19 protein-coding genes and 1 pseudogene are annotated in these 18,437 nt (G+C 54.4%); 9 read left to right on the top strand and 11 right to left on the bottom strand.

The window, feature by feature from the left end; all coding sequences use genetic code 11:
* The first annotated feature begins 135 nt into the window (after window positions 1–135).
* Genes QEN31_RS06630 through QEN31_RS06620 form a run of 3 tightly spaced genes read left to right on the top strand, consistent with a single transcriptional unit; the run spans window position 136 to window position 1,851 of the window.
* Complete coding sequence (locus tag QEN31_RS06630) at window positions 136–492, top strand: ArsC family reductase (protein WP_000631921.1); 357 nt, start codon at window positions 136–138, stop codon at window positions 490–492.
* Window positions 493–495: 3 nt separating this feature from the next.
* The gene (dapE, locus tag QEN31_RS06625) at window positions 496–1,623 is read left to right on the top strand and encodes a succinyl-diaminopimelate desuccinylase (RefSeq protein WP_001277825.1); all 1,128 of its coding nucleotides are present in this window, start codon (window positions 496–498) and stop codon (window positions 1,621–1,623) included.
* 27 nt (window positions 1,624–1,650) lie between these two features.
* On the top strand, window positions 1,651–1,851 hold the full coding sequence (locus QEN31_RS06620; protein ID WP_000383839.1) for a YpfN family protein: 201 nt from the start codon (window positions 1,651–1,653) through the stop codon (window positions 1,849–1,851).
* 26 nt (window positions 1,852–1,877) lie between these two features.
* On the opposite strand, the gene tmcA is transcribed toward QEN31_RS06620, so the two are convergent.
* The 5 genes from tmcA to dapA all read right to left on the bottom strand — a co-directional run bounded on the left by tmcA (window position 1,878) and on the right by dapA (window position 7,723).
* Complete coding sequence (gene tmcA, locus QEN31_RS06615) at window positions 1,878–3,896, bottom strand: tRNA cytosine(34) acetyltransferase TmcA (RefSeq protein ID WP_020837132.1); 2,019 nt, start codon at window positions 3,894–3,896, stop codon at window positions 1,878–1,880.
* Between the two features lie 15 nt (window positions 3,897–3,911).
* Entirely contained in the window at window positions 3,912–4,775 is an 864-nt protein-coding gene (gene ypfJ, locus QEN31_RS06610) for a KPN_02809 family neutral zinc metallopeptidase (RefSeq protein ID WP_001267523.1), read from the bottom strand.
* Between the two features lie 130 nt (window positions 4,776–4,905).
* Complete coding sequence (purC, locus tag QEN31_RS06605) at window positions 4,906–5,619, bottom strand: phosphoribosylaminoimidazolesuccinocarboxamide synthase (protein WP_001171630.1); 714 nt, start codon at window positions 5,617–5,619, stop codon at window positions 4,906–4,908.
* A gap of 174 nt (window positions 5,620–5,793) precedes the next feature.
* Window positions 5,794–6,828: an outer membrane protein assembly factor BamC gene (gene bamC, locus QEN31_RS06600; protein WP_000331877.1), complete on the bottom strand. Its 1,035-nt coding sequence runs from the start codon at window positions 6,826–6,828 to the stop codon at window positions 5,794–5,796.
* A 16-nt stretch (window positions 6,829–6,844) separates the two neighbouring features.
* Window positions 6,845–7,723: a 4-hydroxy-tetrahydrodipicolinate synthase gene (dapA, locus tag QEN31_RS06595; protein ID WP_000494020.1), complete on the bottom strand. Its 879-nt coding sequence runs from the start codon at window positions 7,721–7,723 to the stop codon at window positions 6,845–6,847.
* 145 nt (window positions 7,724–7,868) lie between these two features.
* Here dapA and QEN31_RS06590 point away from each other — a divergent pair, with 145 nt between their 5' ends.
* The gene (locus tag QEN31_RS06590; protein ID WP_000189061.1) at window positions 7,869–8,441 is read left to right on the top strand and encodes a glycine cleavage system transcriptional repressor; all 573 of its coding nucleotides are present in this window, start codon (window positions 7,869–7,871) and stop codon (window positions 8,439–8,441) included.
* Window positions 8,441–8,911: a thioredoxin-dependent thiol peroxidase gene (gene bcp / locus QEN31_RS06585; protein ID WP_001068686.1), complete on the top strand. Its 471-nt coding sequence runs from the start codon at window positions 8,441–8,443 to the stop codon at window positions 8,909–8,911. Before QEN31_RS06590 ends, bcp begins: the two co-directional genes overlap by 1 nt.
* Window positions 8,912–8,960: 49 nt before the next feature.
* Here the strand turns inward: bcp and QEN31_RS06580 are convergent.
* From QEN31_RS06580 to QEN31_RS06570, 3 genes and pseudogenes are all read right to left on the bottom strand, one after another.
* Window positions 8,961–9,281, bottom strand: a pseudogene (locus QEN31_RS06580) (glycerate kinase); the annotation flags it as partial.
* 189 nt (window positions 9,282–9,470) lie between these two features.
* Window positions 9,471–9,929 carry an IS200/IS605-like element IS200F family transposase gene (tnpA, locus tag QEN31_RS06575; RefSeq protein WP_000502119.1) on the bottom strand — a complete coding sequence of 153 codons (459 nt, stop codon included), beginning with the start codon at window positions 9,927–9,929 and terminating at the stop codon, window positions 9,471–9,473.
* Between the two features lie 279 nt (window positions 9,930–10,208).
* Window positions 10,209–11,276, bottom strand: coding sequence for an AI-2E family transporter (locus QEN31_RS06570; RefSeq protein ID WP_000892056.1), 1,068 nt, complete (start codon window positions 11,274–11,276; stop codon window positions 10,209–10,211).
* A 207-nt stretch (window positions 11,277–11,483) separates the two neighbouring features.
* On the opposite strand from QEN31_RS06570, the gene bepA reads away from it, so the two are divergent.
* Both bepA and arsC read left to right on the top strand, forming a co-directional pair.
* The gene (gene bepA / locus QEN31_RS06565; RefSeq protein ID WP_000489630.1) at window positions 11,484–12,947 is read left to right on the top strand and encodes a beta-barrel assembly-enhancing protease; all 1,464 of its coding nucleotides are present in this window, start codon (window positions 11,484–11,486) and stop codon (window positions 12,945–12,947) included.
* Window positions 12,948–12,986: 39 nt separating this feature from the next.
* Window positions 12,987–13,346 (top strand): arsenate reductase (glutaredoxin), encoded by a 360-nt coding sequence (gene arsC / locus QEN31_RS06560; RefSeq protein ID WP_000132648.1) that lies wholly within the window; start codon window positions 12,987–12,989, stop codon window positions 13,344–13,346.
* A gap of 26 nt (window positions 13,347–13,372) precedes the next feature.
* Here arsC and QEN31_RS06555 read toward each other — a convergent pair whose 3' ends face one another.
* From QEN31_RS06555 to upp, 3 genes are all read right to left on the bottom strand, one after another.
* Window positions 13,373–14,074, bottom strand: coding sequence for a DnaA inactivator Hda (locus tag QEN31_RS06555; RefSeq protein ID WP_061835882.1), 702 nt, complete (start codon window positions 14,072–14,074; stop codon window positions 13,373–13,375).
* A 94-nt stretch (window positions 14,075–14,168) separates the two neighbouring features.
* Window positions 14,169–15,458, bottom strand: a complete 1,290-nt coding sequence (uraA, locus tag QEN31_RS06550) for a uracil permease (RefSeq protein WP_000198335.1) — start codon at window positions 15,456–15,458, stop codon at window positions 14,169–14,171.
* 87 nt (window positions 15,459–15,545) lie between these two features.
* Window positions 15,546–16,172, bottom strand: a complete 627-nt coding sequence (gene upp / locus QEN31_RS06545; RefSeq protein WP_000706208.1) for a uracil phosphoribosyltransferase — start codon at window positions 16,170–16,172, stop codon at window positions 15,546–15,548.
* Window positions 16,173–16,585: 413 nt separating this feature from the next.
* On the opposite strand from upp, the gene purM reads away from it, so the two are divergent.
* A complete protein-coding gene (gene purM, locus QEN31_RS06540) occupies window positions 16,586–17,623 on the top strand; it encodes a phosphoribosylformylglycinamidine cyclo-ligase (protein WP_000130477.1) in 1,038 nt (345 codons plus the stop codon).
* A complete protein-coding gene (gene purN / locus QEN31_RS06535; protein ID WP_001028593.1) occupies window positions 17,623–18,261 on the top strand; it encodes a phosphoribosylglycinamide formyltransferase in 639 nt (212 codons plus the stop codon). Before purM ends, purN begins: the two co-directional genes overlap by 1 nt.
* Window positions 18,262–18,437: the final 176 nt, after the last annotated feature.

The following is an 18,437-nucleotide window of genomic DNA, read 5'->3' as shown; positions in this document are numbered from 1 at the left end:
ATTATTCACATTCACTCAACAATGTTATATTGATTGCCGATCAGCGCTGGATAAATAACCATAAACGGCCACACTTATTATCCCGCAGACGATACTATTGATTATTTATTCGAATTTCGCGTTAAAGGATTCAATATGATTACCCTCTATGGCATTAAGAATTGCGACACGATCAAAAAAGCGCGCCATTGGCTGGAGGAACATGGCATTGATTATCGTTTTCACGATTACCGTGTGGATGGCATAGACCTCCCTCTTCTTAATACCTTTATTGCCGAACTCGGCTGGCAGCCTTTACTGAATACGCGCGGCACAACATGGCGCAAACTGGATGAAGGCCACCGCAGCGGGATTACCGATGCCGACTCCGCCGCTGCTCTCATGGTTGAACAGCCGGCAATCATCAAACGCCCATTGCTCTGCGCGCCCGGGAAGCCTATGCTGCTTGGTTTCAGTGAATCCCGTTATCAGCAGTTTTTTGATGAGGTGTAGTCTATGTCGTGCCCGGTTATTGAGCTGACACAGCAACTTATTCGTCGCCCCTCCCTGAGTCCGGATGACGCAGGCTGTCAGGCATTAATGATTGAACGCCTGCGTAAAATCGGTTTTACCATTGAGCATATGGATTTTGGCGACACGCAAAATTTTTGGGCATGGCGTGGGCGTGGCGAAACGCTGGCGTTCGCCGGGCATACTGACGTCGTACCGGCTGGCGATGTCGATCGCTGGATCAATCCGCCGTTTGAGCCTACGATTCGCGACGGAATGTTGTTCGGTCGCGGCGCGGCGGATATGAAAGGTTCACTGGCGGCCATGGTGGTGGCTGCTGAACGTTTTGTTGCGCAGCATCCTCATCACCGGGGCCGCCTCGCATTTTTGATTACCTCTGATGAGGAAGCCAGCGCAAAAAATGGCACCGTAAAGGTGGTTGAAGCGCTGATGGCCCGTAACGAGCGGCTGGATTACTGTCTGGTCGGCGAACCTTCCAGTACTGAAATTGTGGGCGATGTCGTCAAAAACGGGCGTCGCGGTTCTCTCACCTGTAACCTCACTATCCATGGCGTTCAGGGGCACGTCGCCTATCCGCATCTGGCGGATAACCCTGTTCATCGCGCCGCGCCTTTTCTTAATGAACTGGTCGCTATCGAGTGGGATCGGGGCAATGACTTTTTCCCGGCCACCAGTATGCAGGTAGCCAATATCCAGGCAGGCACCGGCAGCAATAATGTCATTCCCGGCGAACTGTTCGTGCAGTTTAACTTCCGTTTCAGCACGGAACTGACCGATGAGATGATCAAAGAGCGGGTACATGCGCTGCTTGAAAAGCATCAGCTACGCTATACCGTAGACTGGTGGCTTTCCGGGCAGCCGTTCCTGACCGCACGCGGCAAGCTGGTGGACGCGGTGGTAAACGCCATTGAGCACTATAATGAAATTAAACCGCAATTACTGACGACGGGCGGTACGTCCGACGGACGTTTTATCGCCCGTATGGGAGCGCAGGTGGTAGAACTGGGGCCGGTGAACGCCACCATTCATAAAATTAATGAATGTGTGAATGCCGCCGATCTCCAGCTACTGGCCCGTATGTATCAACGCATTATGGAACAGCTCGTCGCCTGATGAGCGTTCCGGTAAGAGGAAATAAGCATGGACTGGCTGGCAAAATATTGGTGGATTCTGGTATTGGTGTTTCTGGTAGGCGTACTGCTGAATGTGATCAAAGATCTCAAACGCATCGACCATAAGAAATTCCTTGCCAATAAACCTGAGCTGCCCCCGCATCGCGATTTTAACGATAAGTGGGACGATGAAGACGACTGGCCGAAGAAAGATCAGCCGAAAAAGTAACCGGATATCATGCCGGACAGGTATCGCTATCCGGCATGGTCCCCACCGCCGGGCATTACGTCGCGCAAACTCTGCGTTCGTCCGGCATCCAACGCAATTAGCGCCTGCGCCGCCTGCGCACGCTGCAACGCCAGCAGAGCTTTACGGCCTGAAATGCGTAGCCGGGCGCACAGTTCGGCATCGCTGGCTTTTTCTTCCAGCCGCCCTCTCAGCGCCGGTAATGGCAATGCGCTGTATTGCAGTAAACGATGCAGGCAACCTAACGATGTCAGTAGCGGACGGTGCGCGAACGCAAAACCGACCAGCTCACGCCAGTCTTCATCATTAAGCGCCTGTTCGCGCAACGCCGCCAGCGGTATCGCCTCGCCGTTCCACTGCGTCAGGATATCCGCATCGCGGCGCAAACGCCGGTGTTCCTGCTGCGCCAGCCGTTTTCCCGCGTCGCTCAGCGGCAATAACGCCATCGCCGTATAGCAACCGCTGCTCGCCTCCCGATGGTTGCCCATCCGTACCAGTACAAAGCCGCAGCGTTGCCAGAAACGCCACAGCTCCGGCGTATAGCCGAAGCTGACGGAAAGATAATCACACTGCGCCGCCTGCATGCACGCGCAGGCAATCAACTGCTGACCGATGCCTTCACGCTGGCGAGCGGGGTGCACTGCGATACGGCTTACGCGACGCCCAACCAGCGTCGCGGCTAAAGGGTCGCTACCGTGCGCCGCCAGCGACTGCGCCACCAGATTCCCACGCGGCCGCCGGAAACCGCACCATACAGCCTGACTGAGTTCTGCGGATAACCCGCCCTCTTCGACCAGCCAGAGGGCGCCCGCCACACGGTTATTCGCCGTAGCCTGCAAGAAATGCTGTCCTGGCGCATCCATCATTCGGCGCAGATCCAGCGGCGAAGTACGATAGTGCGCCCCCGACAGTAACTGATACACAGCCCTCGGCAACGCGGGCGTATTCACCCAGGCCTGTTGGTAAAACGCCGAGATTTCTATCGCGCCATGTGGCGCCTGCGCAAACGCTTCATCGTCGAATATCAGCGCCTCGCTGACGATATTTTCCAGCGGGCATTCTGGCGCCCAGCGGACAGGCTGACGAAGCGTGAAGCGGTGAAGCTGCGGAAAACGGGCGCAAAACTTAAGTAAAAAACCGCGTCCGGTGCCTTCGTAGCCCTGAACGGTGGTGGTGAGTAGTATGCGGGGAAAGCGCGAAACCAGTTGCAGCAGCAGCGGCGTGGGGATTGCCGCCGCCTCGTCAACCACCAGCCAGTCGGCTCTTGCCCCGCTCGCCAGCAACGCATCCGGCGCCATAAAGCAGAACCGCTCACCGGCAAACGCTGCCAGGATATCCGTTGCCGTTTTCGCCGGTGCGGTCACGATAGCCGTGCCCGCCATCCGGGAGATGAATTGCCCGGCCAGCGCCGATTTGCCGCGCCCACGGGGGGCAATCACCGTCGCCACGCCGGGCGGCATTTCACGTAAACGCGATAAGATAGCCGCCTGCTCCGGCTGCGGCTCGCCGGTGGCGGGTCGCCAGCATTCACGGGAAGGATAAGATGGCCAGCAAAACGGCTGGCGCTGTCGCCAAAGCAGCGTTTGCGGATCGCGGGAGAGAGTCCGTTTAAGATGCTGTGCAAACTGCGGTGTGGGGATAGGCTGCGCGCAGTCGCTCCAGCGCAGTGAATCGGTATCAGGCCTGCTTTCCCACGTCTCGTACGGCGGCATCAGCAGAAGCAGCCAGCTTCCGGCCTGCAAGGTCCCGCTCAGGGCGGCAAACGCTGCGGCGTCAAAGCCCTGCCAGGCATCAAATATCGCATGACGGAATTCACGGCCCAGCAGCGTTTGTAACGCCTGTGGCGTACAGCACGGCTGGGCGGGCGCGTCAGGCGCGACCCACAGCCAGTCACCGGGCAATGCAGCGCGTATCGCCTCGGCCCGCTTCCGGCACCACGCCGCATCGCCGCTGATGACCAGTAAACGGCGAATGCCTTCCTGTGTCATTTGCGACGTTAACGCCTGTAGCGCATCGATATCAGACATCCCTGCCCCGGTTTATCAAAAGTTTTTGCCAAACGTATTACATTGCGCCGGGTCACCGCTGTCAAATCCACGCTTAAACCAGCTGTAGCGCTGTTCTGAGGTGCCGTGAGTAAAACTATCCGGCACGACGCGCCCCTGCCCCTGTTGCTGTAAGCGATCGTCGCCGATAGCCTGTGCGGCATTGAGCGCCTCTTCCAGATCGCCCGCCTCCAGTACGCCTTGCTGCTGCATACTGTGTCCCCACACGCCGGCAAAGCAATCCGCCTGTAGCTCCATGCGCACCGAAAGGCGATTCACCTCCGTTTGCGACGCGTTTTGCTGCAACTGGCGTACTTTCGGCTCAATACCTAACAGTTTTTGTACGTGGTGGCCGACTTCGTGGGCGATGACATAACCCTGGGCAAAATCACCGTCCGCGCCCAGCTTATTTTTCATATCATCGTAAAATGAGAGATCGATATAAACGGTGCCGTCCGCCGGGCAGTAAAACGGCCCCATCACGGACTGACCCGCACCACAGCCGGTGCGCGTCATACCACGGTACATCACCAGTTTTGGCTGCTGATAGCCGCGCCCCATTTTTTGAAAGAGTTGACCCCAGGTATCTTCGGTCGTCGCCAGAATCACCGAGGTAAATTTTGCCGCTTCATCATCATTGGGGCTTATCGAACGCGTCGACTGCTGCTGCGAAACCGGCTGGCCGGTCAACAGACCGGTTAAATCCACCCCATAGTACCCTGCGACCAACACCACCACCAACAGAATGATGCCGCCTTTTCCGCGCGGAAGACGAAAGCCTGGGCCACCCAGCGAGGGGCCGCCTGGCCGATTACGTCTGTCCTCTACATTGTTGCTTTCACGACGCCCTTGCCAGCGCATAATCACCTCATTCTCTCTTTGTTATACAGATGATCGTAGGCGGTCAGGCGCAGGATTACCACAGGTAAACGCTATCAGAATGAGGAAAGGATGATACCGGAGAGCGGTTGCCCCCCGGTCAGAAGCGGAATTAATCTAATTTCACGCCCAGGCGATGCGCGACGGCTTCATAGGCTTCAATCAGACCGCCCAGGCTCTGGCGGAAGCGGTCTTTGTCCATTTTGTCCAGCGTCTCTTTATCCCACAGGCGGCTACCGTCCGGCGAAAACTCATCGCCCAGCACCACTTCGCCTTTATACAGGCCAAACTCCAGTTTGAAATCCACCAGGATAAGACCCGCGTCATCAAACAGTTTTTTCAGTACGTCGTTGGCTTTGTAGGTTAGCTCTTTCATACGCGCCAGATTTTCCTGACTTACCCAACCGAACGTTTCACAGTAGGAACTATTCACCATCGGGTCGTGCAGCGCGTCGTTTTTCAGGAACAGATCGAATATCGGCGGGTTAAGCTCCATGCCTTCTTCCACGCCCAGACGCTTGACCAGCGACCCAGCCGCACGGTTGCGCACCACACATTCAACCGGCACCATCTCCAGCTTCTTCACCAGACACTCGGTATCAGACAGCAAACGTTCCATCTGGGTCGGGATGCCCGCCTCGGCCAGTTTGGTCATAATGAAATGGTTGAATTTGTTATTTACCATGCCCTTGCGATCAAACTGTTCAATGCGCGCGCCATCCCCTGCTGACGTATCATTGCGGAATTCGAGCACCAACAGGTCCGGGTTTTCCGTGCTGTATACGGTTTTCGCTTTACCACGATACAACTCAGCTTGCTTTTGCATCTTTAACACTCCTGGGTGTGAATTAACGATAAGTATTCATTTCCTGCTACGCCTGCCGGAGACGCCGGCCTGTAATTGTGGTGCGAAATAGCGGTTAAATCGCGTTTTTGTACCGACGCACACGTTTGCGTATCTTATCAGAAAAAAGGGCCGGATTGCTCCAGCCCTGTTAAATTACTTGTTGAACGCTGCCTGGAAGACGGCAACCAGCGCGTCGTTCTGGCTTTGCGTCAGAGTATGCCCCTTAGGATCGATAAACTGCAAGCTGCTGCGGTTATCTAAATCGCCAACCTGCAATTTATAGTCTCCGGATGCCAGGCCCGGGTCGCTAGCGCCCAGATCCCGCCAGTCGCTGTCAGACAACGGTTTGTACGTTACCGCCATGCTGCCCTGAGAGCGAGTGCTGTCGGTGACTTTCATGCCCACTTTTTCCAGCGCGGCCGGGAGGCGCTGCCACACGAGGTTGAACGGACCGCGAACGACCAGCATAGGTAAACCGGTATCATCAGCGGCGCTCTGCACATCCATCGTTGCGGCGGAACGGTTCTGCGCGGCATTTGCCGCATCCGTAGCGGTCTTATCCAGACCGGCGGAAATGACGTTCATCATTTCCGTGCTATAGCGCTGCAGCGACGCCGCGTCAGCGACCGGCTTGCCAGCCTGTTCCAGATTAACCAGTTTTACCGTTACCGCCTGCTGATAGCCCTGCGGCTTCACCGAGATTTGATAACGTCCACGATACTGTTCGTCTTCATCCAGGCGATTCCAGTTCACCCAATCGGTCGTCAGGGTCTGGCTGGCATCGTCACGTTTTTCAATCGGATAATTTTTCGCCTGAATCACGCTGACGACTTGCGGCCACAGCGTGCTGCTCCGGCCATTTTCCACCAATAGCGTAGCGGTATCGCCAGAGAACTGGGTACGCGCGCCGCTCACTAACGCTAACGGCTGCGCCGGCGGACGGATATCCAACGCCTTACCAACCGCGCCGCTCCCCTTCGTGACCGGAATAACGTAGTCGCCGGTCGTTATCGGCAGGATCATTCCTGCCGGGGCGTGAAGTTCAGCAAGCGGCGCGGCATCCAGATAGGATTCATCGCCGCTTACCTGGCGCTTGTAGCGCGAATCGGAACTACAGGCAGCGAGCAGCAAAACAAGCGAAACACCCGCAACCTTCGCCAGGCGCGACTTTTGTACTGAGTAAGCCATCAAATCTCCCTAAACTTTACAGCAGGCCAGCATGCTGAAGCGCTGCTTTGACGATGTCACGACCATGGTCCGTGATAGGCGTCATTGGCAGGCGCAGCGTGTCGGTCGCCACAAGACCCAATGCCTTACATGCCCATTTCACCGGGATAGGATTGGGTTCGACAAATAGTTTGTTGTGTAACGGCATCAGACGCTGGTTGATAGCGCGCGCCTCGGCAAATTGCCCTTCCGCCGCCAGTTTGCACATGTCAGCCATCTCGCGCGCCGCTACGTTAGCCGTAACGGAAATCACGCCATGACCACCCAGTTGCATAAAGTCCAGCGCAGACGCGTCATCGCCGCTAAGCAGAATAAAATCGTCTGAAACCAGCTCTTTGATCTGGTGAACGCGGGTTAAGTTCCCTGTCGCCTCTTTGATAGCGATAATATTTTTTATTTCCGCCAGACGACCCACGGTTTCCGGCAACATATCGCAACCGGTACGGGACGGCACATTATACAGAATTTGCGGCAAGTCAGTGTGTTCCGCGATGGCTTTGAAATGCTGGAACAAACCTTCCTGCGTGGGGCGATTGTAGTACGGCGTTACCGTCAGGCAGCCTACAATACCGCTATCGTTAAAACGCTGCGTCAGGCTAATCGCTTCCGCGGTCGCGTTTGCGCCCGTGCCGGCGATAACCGGAATACGTCCGTCAGCCAGTTCCAGCGTCATCATCACGACATCGCCATGTTCATCATGGCTTAGCGTGGCAGACTCGCCGGTAGTGCCAACCGAAACAATCGCCGAGGTACCGTTGGCGACATGATAATCAATGAGTTTTTTCAGGCAAGACCTACTGACGTTACCTTTCTCATCCATCGGCGTAACAAGCGCGACAATACTTCCCGTGAACATGGGCCATCCTCTGTGCAAACAAGTCCCTCAATGGTACGTTTGGTATGGCAATAAAAGCAAGCGACCAAAGCCGTTCTGATTGTTGTATGCAGGTTTTTTTTATGGTTTCCTTAAGATTACCTCACCGCTCAAAGGAATAACTGGTTTGACACCGTCATCACAACACTATTTGGTTATCACTGCGCTGGGCGCCGACAGGCCCGGTATTGTGAATACCATTACTCGCCATGTCAGCAGTTGCGGCTGTAATATCGAAGACAGCCGACTGGCGATGCTGGGCGATGAATTCACGTTTATTATGCTGTTGTCCGGCACGTGGAACGCGATTACCTTGATTGAATCGACATTGCCGTTAAAAGGCGCGGAGCTGGATCTGCTGATTGTGATGAAACGGACGTCCGACCGCCCCCGCCCGGCAATGCCCGCGACGGTATGGGTTCAGGTTGAGGTCGCCGACTCCCCGCATTTAATTGAGCGATTCACCGCGCTGTTTAATAGTCATGAAATGAATATTGCGGAGCTGGTCTCCCGCACGCAGCCGGCTGAAGGTGATAAAGCTGCGCAATTATTTATTCAAATCACCGCACATAGCCCGGCGTCGCAAAATTCCGCAAATATTGAGCAAGCCTTTAAAGCACTATGTACAGAACTCAATGCGCAAGGCAGTATAAACGTCGTCAATTACTCACAACATGATGAACAGGATGGAGTTAAGTAATGAATCCACTGAAAGCCGGTGATATCGCACCGAAATTTAGCTTGCCGGATCAAGACGGGGAACAAGTAAATTTGACCGACTTCCAGGGACAGCGCGTTCTGGTTTATTTCTACCCAAAAGCCATGACACCCGGCTGTACCGTGCAGGCCTGCGGCTTACGCGATAACATGGACGAGCTCAAAAAAGCAGGCGTGGACGTGCTGGGCATCAGCACCGATAAACCTGAAAAACTCTCCCGTTTCGCTGAAAAAGAGCTGCTGAACTTTACCCTTTTGTCCGATGAAAACCATCAGGTGTGTGAACAGTTCGGCGTCTGGGGCGAAAAGTCGTTTATGGGCAAAACGTATGACGGCATTCACCGCATCAGCTTTTTGATTGACGCTGATGGTAAGATTGAACACGTCTTTAATGATTTTAAAACCAGCAATCACCATGATGTGGTGCTGAACTGGCTGAAAGAAAACGCGTAAAAGCCTCAGGCCGCGCTGATGTGCGGCCTGGAAAGGGAATGCGCCGTCAGGCTTGCCGCGCCAGACGCCCTTCTCCGGTCATCACCAGATCGGCATCTTTAACCGCCTGCTCAAGCTGTAGCGTTTCCACGACAATCTCTACGCCGGCGCGTAATTCAGCATTGAGCAACCCTAAAAGCGCGGCGCCCATTCCGCCTGCCGCGCCGGGAGCGTTAATCACCTCACGTCCCGTAGCCTGATAAATATGCCGGCCGCAGTTTTCCAGCGCCTCGTCCAGGGTGTTCACCATTTCCGCTGTCGCCCCTTTTTGTGGGCCAAAAATGGCCGATGCGCCCTGAGGACCACACAGCGGATTGTTGACATCGCACGCCTTTAAGCTGATTGGCGGTAGCGGAATCAATTTCTACAATACAGTTTTCCTTCAGCAGCGAGAATTTTGTAGGTTCCGACAATAAATATCCTCCGGCATAGCCGGAGGTTTTTCAGATGCGCCTATAAGGCTCTCTTACCAGCCGCGCCCTAACAGGCGCATACGATCTGACATTTGCATCAAACTTCGTTACTTACGGCCCGTAAACGGGCTGCCCGGATACGGGATCGATAATTGCTCACCCATTTTATCCTCTTCAAGCTGGTGCTTTATGTAGTCCTGTATCTTCGCCGTGTTCTTACCCACCGTATCGACATAGTACCCTCTGCACCAGAACTCCCTGTTCCTGTATTTGAATTTTAGATCCCCAAACTGCTCGTAAAGCATCAGACTACTTTTACCCTTCAGATATCCCATGAAACTCGACACACTCATCTTCGGCGGGATCTCCAGAAGCATGTGAATATGATCTGCACAACATTCTGCTTCCAGAATTCGTACGTTTTTCCATTCACACAATTTTCTTAATATGCTGCCTACTGCCCTACGCTTCTCTCCATAGAACGCTTGTCTTCGGTATTTGGGCGCGAAAACTATGTGATATTTACAGTTCCATCGGGTGTGCGCTAAGCTCTTTTCGTCCCCCATTGGGACCCCCTTTTGATTTCTTGTTGAACTTTTGCAGTTGCCAGACCGCAAGATGTTTTAACAAATCAAAAGGGGTTTTAATAACTGGCTTAAAGCTGAAAGCTTTCCGGAACCCCCAGCCTAGCTGGGGGTTTTCCATAGACAATAAAAATGCCGCAACACGGTGCGGCATTAAAAAAAAGAGCGGCTTTCTAAGCGCTTGTCCCTCATCAGGCGTGCGCAAAATGGCGGCAGGGCACTATGATGTCGTTCACGCTTTACAACTTTTGTACTGACCGCTCAGGATGAGGCATCCGTCACCTGACCATCCGGCCAGGCATGGACAACGGCTTTAATCAGCGTCGCCAATGGAATGGCGAAAAACACCCCCCAGAAACCCCACAGACCGCCGAAAATCACCACTGACAGAATAATCACCAGCGGATGCAAATTCACCGCTTCGGAGAAAAGTACCGGTACCAGCAAATTGCCATCCAGCGCCTGAATAATGAGATAAACGGCAAAACAGCTCCAGAATTCCGTCCCCAGACCAAACTGAAACAGCGCGACGCCCACCACCGGAATTGTCACCACAAAGGCGCCGATATAGGGGATCAGAACCGAAAAGCCCACCAGTACCGCCAGCAGTAGCGAATAGTTGAGGCCAAACAGCAAAAAACCCAGCCAGGTCGCTACGCCCACCACCACCATCTCCAGCACTTTTCCGCGGATATAGTTGGTGATCTGCTGATTCATCTCATTCCACACCTGCCCCGCCAGCCCGCGATTACGCGGCAGCACGCGGCGCACGGCATTCAGCATCTGCTCTTTATCTTTTACCAGGAAAAAGACCATCAGCGGCACCAGCACCAGATATACCGCCAGCGTCAGTAGCCCGACTAACGAAGCCAGCGAATACTTCACCACCGAATCGCCCATGTTAAGCATCCGGGTACGCATGTTTTCCGCCATCGCATCAATAATGCCCGCATCCATCAGCGCCGGATAGCGTCGCGGCAAGGTCGCGGCGAAATCGGACAGTTTATTCAGCATACCGGGCATATCACGAATCAGGTAAATACCCTGCTGCCAGGCAATCGGCATCACCACAAACGCCATTAATAACAGAATGCCGACAAAAAGGATAAGGACAATGGAGGCTGCCCAGCGCCGGGAACAGCCAATCGCCTGCAGGCGCGCCGTCGGCCACTCCAGCAGGTAGGCCAGTACGATAGCGACCAGCAGCGGCGCTAACAGGCCGCTAAAGAAAAAGAGGATGCTAAAACCAGCCACCAGAATGACCAGCAAGGCAATCGCCTCCGGGTCGCTGAAGCGACGGCGATACCATTGCATTAACATTTCGAGCATAAAACCCTTCCCAGAACTCAACTGCGGGATTGTGATGCCGAATTGTATCGAAATGTCACAAAAAAGACTTCGCTTTTTATCGTTGATTCAGGAAACTAAAATAGTGAGTCTGTGCTCATCACAGTTACACTTATGAAGTGTCGGAGCGTGGAACGATATTTCACGACGTTGGTCAAAGGGCTATCTCAAAACAACAGGATAGAGGTTATGTTCAGGCAGTTGAAAAAAAACCTGGTGGCAACCCTCATTGCAGCATTGGCTCTCGGTCAGGTCGCGCCCGCATTTGCCGACCCTGCCGACACGCTGCCCGATATGGGAACCTCGGCAGGAAGCACGCTTTCTATCGGACAAGAGATGCAAATGGGCGACTTTTATGTGCGCCAGCTACGCGGCAGCGCGCCGTTAATCAACGATCCGCTGCTGGTGCAATACATTAACGCGCTGGGTATGCGTCTGGTCTCGCACGCCGACTCCGTCAAAACGCCCTTCCATTTTTTCTTGATCAATAATGACGAAATCAACGCCTTCGCGTTCTTTGGCGGCAATGTGGTGCTGCACTCGGCGCTTTTTCGCTACGCGGATAACGAAAGCCAGCTAGCTTCAGTCATGGCGCATGAAATCTCCCACGTGACGCAGCGCCACCTGGCGCGCGCGATGGAAGATCAAAAGCGCAGCGCGCCGCTTACCTGGGTGGGCGCGCTGGGTTCCATTTTGCTGGCCATGGCCAGCCCACAGGCCGGTATGGCGGCGCTAACCGGTACTCTGGCGGGAACGCGCCAGGGAATGATAAGTTTCACCCAGCAAAATGAGCAAGAAGCCGACCGTATTGGTATTCAGGTACTGCAACGCGCCGGATTTGACCCACAGGCGATGCCCTCTTTCCTCGAAAAACTGCTCGACCAGGCGCGTTACTCCACGCGCCCGCCTGAAATTTTGCTCACTCACCCCTTACCGGAAAGCCGCCTTGCGGATGCCCGCAACCGTGCCAACCAGATGCGCCCGGTCGTGGTGCAATCTTCCGCCGACTTTTATTTCGCCAAAGCGCGCGCCCTGGGAATGTACAATTCCGGACGTAACCAGCTTACCAGCGACCTGCTGGATCAGTGGTCTAAAGGCAACGTGCGTCAGCAACATGCGGCGCAATATGGCCGGGCGTTGCAGGCGATGGAAGCGAGCAAGTACGATGAAGCGCGCAAAACGTTGCAGCCGCTGTTAAGCGCGGAACCGAACAATGCCTGGTATCTTGACCTCGCCACCGATATTGACCTGGGGCAGAAAAGAGCCAACGACGCGATTAATCGCCTGAAAAATGCCCGCGATCTGCGCGTTAATCCTGTGCTGCAGTTAAACCTCGCCAATGCGTACCTCCAGGGAGGCCAGCCGAAAGCGGCGGAAACCATTCTGAATCGCTACACCTTTAGCCATAAAGATGACGGTAACGGCTGGGATCTGCTTGCTCAGGCCGAAGCCGCGCTGAACAACCGCGATCAGGAGCTGGCGGCGCGCGCTGAAAGTTATGCGCTGGCGGGACGACTGGATCAGGCAATTTCACTGCTCAGTAGCGCCAGCGCCCAGGCAAAACTGGGTAGTCAGCAACAGGCGCGTTACGATGCGCGTATCGACCAGTTGCGCCAGTTACAGGAACGCTTCAAGCCATACACGAAAATGTAATCGCCGTTTATTAGCCGGATGGCGTCACAAGGAGAACTCATGACCGACACGATTAAAATCTACCATAACCCGCGCTGCTCGAAGAGCCGCGACACGCTGAACCTGCTGAAATCTAACGGCGTGGAACCGGAAGTGGTGCTTTATCTGGATACGCCCGCCGATGCCGCCACCGTGCGGGAACTGCTGCGTATGTTGGGCATGTCCAGCGCGCGCGAACTGATGCGCCAGAAAGAAGATCTCTATAAAACGCTTCACCTGGCGGATAGTGAGCTGAGTGAAGAGGCGTTAATCCAGGCGCTGGTTGAACACCCTAAACTGATGGAGCGCCCCATTGTGGTGGCAAATGGTCAGGCGCGCATTGGCCGACCGCCTGAGCAGGTGCTGGACATCCTCGGTTAACCGTTGAACGCCGCCGTCGCGGCGTATTACAGTTTCAGGATCTCTTTGACAAACGGGATCGTCAGTTTTCGCTGGGCAGTGATCGACGCATGATCGAGCTGATCCAGCGTCATAAACAGCGTGCGCATTTCGCGATCAAGACGTTTGAGTAAAAACCGCCCGACATCTTCCGGCAGTTCAAACCCCCGTAACCGGGCGCGCAACTGTAGCGCCTGAAGTTTGTCTTCATCGGAAAGAGGCTGGAGTTTATAGATTTGCCCCCAGTCCAGACGGGAAGCGAGATCGGGCAAGCCCAGATTTAACTGTCTTGGCGGACGATCGCCGGTGATCAATAACCGCGTCTTACCGGACTCCAGAATGCGGTTATAGAGATCAAAGATCGCCATCTCCCACAGTTCATCGCCAGCGACACACTCAATGTTATCAATACACACCAGCGAGAGGTGTTCCATACCGTCGAGCACTTCCGGCACGAACCAGGTACGTTTATCGAGCGGGACGTAGCCTACCGCATCTCCACGCTGCGACAGTTCAGCACAGGCGGCGTGCAGTAAATGGCTGCGGCCCGCGCCTTCACGCGCCCAAAGGTAGATATATCCACTATGTTCCTGGCGCAACACGTTTTGTAACGCGGCCAGTAGAGAGGCGTTATCCCCCGGCCAGAAACTTGCGAAAGTTTCGTCGTCAGGAAGATAAAGTGGCAAAGAGAGCTGTGCCGGTGTGTTCAGAGATACCTCAACCCAGGATGACATAAAATCGCGCTGAGTTTACCACATAATTCCCGTGAGATAGAACCGGGCAGCATCGCTGCCCGGCAACCCGTTACTGATGCGGGGGCTCCGCATCATTTGCCTCCAGTACCACTTCTTCCGGACGCAACAGGCTAATCAGTTTAAAAATCAGGCTCAGGCAAATCCCGACGATGGTCGCCAGCGCCATCCCTTTCAATTCTGCCGCGCCGATATGCACTTTCGCGCCGCTCACGCCGATGATCAAAATCACCGAGGTGAGGATCAGGTTTTGCGCTTTGTTGTAGTCGACTTTCGATTCGATCAAGACGCGAATCCCCGACGCGCCGATAACGCCGTACAACAGCAGCGAGACGCCGCCCATCACGGGTAACGGGATAATCTGAATCGCCGCCGCCAGTTTGCCAACGCAGGAAAGCAGAATGGCGAAAATCGCCGCGCCGCCGATAACCCAGGTACTGTAAACGCGGGTGATCGCCATGACGCCAATATTTTCCCCATAGGTGGTATTCGGCGTGGAGCCGAAGAAACCGGAAATGATCGTCGACAGTCCGTTAGCGAACATCGAGCGGTGCAAACCGGGATCGCGCACTAAATCTTTTTTGACGATATTCGCCGTCACCACCAGATGACCGACATGCTCGGCGATCACGACCAACGCCGCGGGCAGAATCGTCAGGATCGCGAACCATTCAAAACGCGGCGTATAGAAGGTCGGCAGCGCAAACCAGTGCGCCTGGGCAATCGGCGTGGTATCGACCACCCCCAGCGCGAATGACAGCGCATAGCCCGCCAGCACGCCGATCAAAATCGGAATGATCGCCAGGAAACCGCGAAACAGTACGGAGCCGAACACCGTCACCGCCAGCGTGACCATGGAGATGATAATTGTTTTCGTGTCCGGCGACTGCCCTTGCGCAGGCAGTAATCCGGCCATCCCCGCCGCGACGCCAGCCAGCTCCAGACCGATGACGGCAACGATTGCGCCCATTGCCGCAGGCGGGAACATCACATCCAGCCAGCCGGTGCCCGCTTTTTTAACGATGAAAGAGACCAGACAGAACAACACGCCGCACATAATAAAACCGCCCAGCGCCACTTCATAACCCAGCGGCAACAACAGTAATACCGGGGAAATAAAGGCAAAGCTCGATCCGAGGTAGGCAGGAATTTTACCTTTGCAGATAAAGAGATACAGCAACGTTCCGATACCGTTAAACAGCAGCACCGTCGCGGGATTGATATGAAACAGAACTGGCACCAGCACGGTCGCGCCAAACATGGCGAAAAGGTGCTGTAAACTAAGCGGGATTGTCTGTAAAAGCGGCGGTCTTTCACTCACCCCGATAGCACGGCGCGTCATAGTGTTTTCCTCTAAGTGTGTTTGTTATGAGTGGTTTTATTCAAAAAAAAGCCGACTCTTAAAGTCGGCTTTTAATTATTTATTCACTTATTTGGTACCAAAAATCTTATCGCCGGCATCGCCAAGCCCCGGAATAATGTATCCGTGCTCGTTAAGCCCCTGATCGATAGAGGCGGTGTACAGTTCAACGTCCGGGTGCGCTTTTTCCAGCGCCGCAATGCCTTCCGGCGCGGCGACCAGCACCAGCACCTTAATGCTGCTACAGCCTGCTTTTTTCAGCAGGTCGATGGTCGCGATGACAGAACCGCCAGTCGCCAGCATCGGGTCGACGATCAGCGCCATGCGCTCATCAATGTTCGATACCAGTTTCTGGAAATAAGGTACTGGCTCAAGCGTCTCTTCGTTACGGTACATCCCGACTACGCTGATACGCGCGCTCGGTACATTTTCCAGAACGCCTTCCATCATACCCAGACCCGCGCGCAGAATCGGCACAACGGTAATTTTTTTACCTTTGATCTGGTCGATTTCCACCGGGCCATTCCAGCCTTCGATGGTGACTTTTTCCGTTTCCAGGTCGGCTGTCGCTTCATACGTCAGCAGGCTGCCTACTTCTGAGGCGAGTTCACGAAAGCGTTTAGTGCTAATGTCGTTTTCACGCATCAGACCCAGCTTGTGTTTGACGAGTGGGTGTTTGACTTCCACGATCTTCATACTCTTCTCCTATCCTCAGATGACTGGCAACCACAAAAAAAATCGCCGGATTATACCGCTTTTCCTCTCTGACGCAACACAATGTATGCTTGACCTGGATCAACCAAAAGCGCTGATAGCGGAAAAGTGAGTATAAATCACTCACGTTGAAACAGGCGATAAAGGCTAACAACCGTTTGAATATTAGCAATTTTAAGGGTGAATGACCTATCCCGACCGCCTGTCGTAAACCAAGTGCTGGATATCCTTTTCTTTTTTACCAACAGGGAAATTTTCAAGCAGCGACCGAAACCATGCAAAAAAAATCGCCCGGATAACCAGGGCGCAGACCACGCTCGCAAACGTTTGCTTTCCCTGTTAGAATTGCGCCGAATTTAACTTTTACCGCAAGAAAAAACGTGGGGAACCAGGCAGTGACCGATAAGACCTCTCTTAGCTATAAAGATGCCGGCGTCGATATTGATGCGGGTAACGCTCTGGTTGATCGAATCAAAGGCGTAGTGAAGAAAACTCGCCGCCCGGAGGTTATGGGCGGTCTGGGCGGTTTCGGTGCGCTGTGCGCGTTGCCGCAAAAATATCGTGAACCGGTACTGGTTTCCGGCACTGACGGCGTAGGTACCAAACTTCGCCTGGCGATGGACTTAAAGCGTCACGACGCTATCGGTATTGATCTGGTGGCAATGTGCGTAAACGATCTGGTCGTTCAGGGCGCGGAACCGCTGTTTTTCCTCGATTACTATGCCACGGGTAAACTGGATGTCGATACCGCCGCCAGCGTGATCAACGGTATTGCCGAAGGCTGCCTGCAATCCGGCTGCGCGCTGGTCGGCGGCGAGACGGCGGAAATGCCGGGCATGTATCACGGCGAAGATTACGATGTGGCGGGTTTCTGCGTCGGCGTAGTCGAAAAATCAGAAATCATCGACGGCTCCCGGGTTGCCGAAGGCGACGTGCTGATTGCACTCGGCTCCAGCGGCCCGCACTCGAATGGATATTCGCTGGTGCGGAAAATTATTGACGTTAGCGGCTGCGACCCACAAACCACTCTGCTGGAAGGGAAGCCGCTGGCCGATCATCTGCTTGAACCGACCCGTATCTACGTAAAATCGGTTCTGGAACTGATTGAAAACGTCGATGTACACGCTATCGCCCACCTCACCGGCGGGGGCTTTTGGGAAAATATTCCGCGCGTTCTGCCGGAGAATACCCAGGCGGTAATTAATGAGTCGTCCTGGCAGTGGCCCGCCATCTTTACCTGGCTGCAAACCGCCGGTAATGTCAGCCGACATGAAATGTACCGTACCTTTAACTGCGGCGTCGGCATGGTGATTGCGCTCTCCGCTCCGGAAGCGGACAAAGCGCTTGCTCTGCTAAACGAGAAAGGTGAAAACGCATGGAAAATCGGTATCATCAAAGCCTCTGATTCCGAACAGCGTGTGGTTATTGAATAATGAATATTGTGGTGCTGATTTCCGGCAATGGAAGCAATTTACAGGCGATTATCGATGCCTGCGAAGCGAAGAAAATTAAAGGCACCCTCAGGGCAGTATTCAGCAATAAGGCCGACGCGTTCGGCCTTGAACGCGCCAGAGAAGCCGGTATTCCGGCGCAAGCGCTGACTGCCGATCGGTTTGACAGCCGCGACGCCTTCGATCGCGAGCTGATTCGCAAGATAGACGCGTATGCGCCCGATGTGGTCGTGCTGGCCGGTTTTATGCGTATTCTGAGTCCGATGTTTGTCGCGCATTACTACGGGCGTCTGCTGAACATTCACCCTTCCCTGCTACCAAAATATCCGGGGTTGCATACCCATCGCCAGGCGCTGGAAAACGGCGATGAGGAGCACGGTACCTCGGTACATTTCGTGACAGACGAACTCGACGGCGGCCCGGTCATTCTCCAGGCGAAGGTGCCGGTTTTTGCCAACGACAGCGAAGATGATATCACCGCACGCGTACAGACTCAGGAACATGCGATTTATCCGCTGGTGATTAGCTGGTTTGCGCAGGGGCGTCTAAAGATGCGCGATAACGCCGCCTGGCTGGACGGGCGTCGTCTGCCGCCGCAAGGTTATGCGTCTGACGAATAATATGTCATCGGACAGGACTGCGTCTGCTTGCCGGATGGCGGCATAAATGCCTATCCGGCCTACTCTTTTCCCTTCCTTTATGCTATCAGTTTATTGTCATATTTTTCTGACGCTGTTGGACATTAACGCGTAATGCTCGCCATAATTATCAGGCAGTGTCCCGTGAATAAAACGGA

Source organism: Salmonella sp. SA15303 (genome assembly GCF_029962125.1).
GTDB classification, from domain to species: domain Bacteria; phylum Pseudomonadota; class Gammaproteobacteria; order Enterobacterales; family Enterobacteriaceae; genus Salmonella; species Salmonella enterica.
The sequence above is the reverse complement of the archived record's forward strand: the minus strand, read 5'-3'. Positions and strand labels throughout refer to the sequence as shown.

Coding starts and splice junctions, on each gene's coding strand:
- purN (WP_001028593.1), top strand. CDS start 17,623: ATGAATATTGTGGTGCTGATTTCCGGCAATGGAAGCAATTTACAGGCG.
- QEN31_RS06570 (WP_000892056.1), bottom strand. CDS start 11,276: ATGCTCGAAATGTTAATGCAATGGTATCGCCGTCGCTTCAGCGACCCG.
- tmcA (WP_020837132.1), bottom strand. CDS start 3,896: ATGTCTGATATCGATGCGCTACAGGCGTTAACGTCGCAAATGACACAG.
- QEN31_RS06630 (WP_000631921.1), top strand. CDS start 136: ATGATTACCCTCTATGGCATTAAGAATTGCGACACGATCAAAAAAGCG.
- bepA (WP_000489630.1), top strand. CDS start 11,484: ATGTTCAGGCAGTTGAAAAAAAACCTGGTGGCAACCCTCATTGCAGCA.
- dapA (WP_000494020.1), bottom strand. CDS start 7,723: ATGTTCACGGGAAGTATTGTCGCGCTTGTTACGCCGATGGATGAGAAA.
- QEN31_RS06620 (WP_000383839.1), top strand. CDS start 1,651: ATGGACTGGCTGGCAAAATATTGGTGGATTCTGGTATTGGTGTTTCTG.
- purC (WP_001171630.1), bottom strand. CDS start 5,619: ATGCAAAAGCAAGCTGAGTTGTATCGTGGTAAAGCGAAAACCGTATAC.
- dapE (WP_001277825.1), top strand. CDS start 496: ATGTCGTGCCCGGTTATTGAGCTGACACAGCAACTTATTCGTCGCCCC.
- bcp (WP_001068686.1), top strand. CDS start 8,441: ATGAATCCACTGAAAGCCGGTGATATCGCACCGAAATTTAGCTTGCCG.
- arsC (WP_000132648.1), top strand. CDS start 12,987: ATGACCGACACGATTAAAATCTACCATAACCCGCGCTGCTCGAAGAGC.
- ypfJ (WP_001267523.1), bottom strand. CDS start 4,775: ATGCGCTGGCAAGGGCGTCGTGAAAGCAACAATGTAGAGGACAGACGT.
- upp (WP_000706208.1), bottom strand. CDS start 16,172: ATGAAGATCGTGGAAGTCAAACACCCACTCGTCAAACACAAGCTGGGT.
- bamC (WP_000331877.1), bottom strand. CDS start 6,828: ATGGCTTACTCAGTACAAAAGTCGCGCCTGGCGAAGGTTGCGGGTGTT.
- uraA (WP_000198335.1), bottom strand. CDS start 15,458: ATGACGCGCCGTGCTATCGGGGTGAGTGAAAGACCGCCGCTTTTACAG.
- tnpA (WP_000502119.1), bottom strand. CDS start 9,929: ATGGGGGACGAAAAGAGCTTAGCGCACACCCGATGGAACTGTAAATAT.